Source organism: Veillonella caviae (assembly GCF_003992125.1).
GTDB classification, from domain to species: domain Bacteria; phylum Bacillota; class Negativicutes; order Veillonellales; family Veillonellaceae; genus Veillonella; species Veillonella caviae.
The window spans coordinates 1-1,217 of sequence record NZ_RQUY01000045.1; the positions used below are offsets into that span (position 1 = coordinate 1).

Consider the following 1,217-nt stretch of genomic DNA (forward strand, 5'->3'; position numbering starts at 1 on the left):
TAAACAGAAACATTCTATTCATTTTAAATTCATCAATATTATATTATAAAAGATACTTTTTGGGTAGTCTTTTTTTCGATTATTTTGTAAAAAACTATATCAAACTCTAGAGCAGGATTCTCCATCTCAAGTGAAGAACTTCAAATGTTAGATAACTTAATTTCACCAAGATTAAAACAAGGAGAATCCTTGCATCACATCTGTACAACTAATGCTAATAAACTTACTAAATCAGAAACCACCTTATATACTTATGTAATGCAGGATTGTTTACCGTACGAAATATAAATATGCCTAACGTAGTACGTATAAAACCAAGAAAATAGCCGAGTCTCATACGAAAGATAGATAGAAATTGCCGGTTGGGGCAAACGTATGATGACTATTTGTGATTTTTGGAAAAACACCTATTCTTCCAACAGTTCAATTAGATACCGTGGAAGGAACTCTCGATGATCTCGTATTACTGACAATGCATTTTGTGGAAGCTAGTTTTCAACTATCCTTCCTCTTACAATATAAGACAGAGCAGGCAGCCATAACTCAATTTATGTCACTACTTAATCGTTTGGAATTAGAGCGATACAATAGGCTACTCCCATTGCTACTAGCAGATAATAGTTCTAAGTTTTCTACCCCACAGGCTATAGAACAACTAAATCAATGCTCATATCCCTTTTACTGCGATGCAGGTAAGCCATATCAAAAAGGAAGTTGTGAAAACACTCATACCTTAATACGACATTGTATACCTAAGAGCACACCATTACAGCTATATACGCAAGATGACATCAACCTAATAACGAATTATATCAACAATTATACTCGAACAAAGTTGGGCAACAAATCAGCATTAGATGTATTTACCTTTTTATATGAAAATGGAATTCCGAAACTATTATATATAAAGCCTATCGCCCCAAGTAATATAATACTCACCCCAGAATTAATTAATAAACAATCATATTTATTAATTTTTATTCTTTTTAATTTTAAAAATGATAAGTAGAGTATCAAACCTTATAGCAAACTTTCAAGGGTGAAAATTACGTTTAAAATAAAAAACGATAATTTTATCTATATTATAACCTTCATTTTTGTATAAAACATCCTCCTGATCAAAATTTTTAGAGAAATTTTGATTAGGAGGGAATTAGTCTTAGAAAGTGAAAGTTACTTTTAAAAGTAACTAAAATTTCACTATATACAATAAAATG

General features: G+C 30.6%; 1 protein-coding gene. It reads left to right on the plus strand.

Annotated elements, in window-relative coordinates; all coding sequences use genetic code 11:
• Nucleotides 1-388: 388 nt before the first annotated feature.
• Nucleotides 389-1,009, plus strand: coding sequence for a hypothetical protein (locus tag EO120_RS09070; RefSeq protein ID WP_127135147.1), 621 nt, complete (start codon nt 389-391; stop codon nt 1,007-1,009).
• The last annotated feature ends 208 nt before the right edge of the window (nt 1,010-1,217 follow it).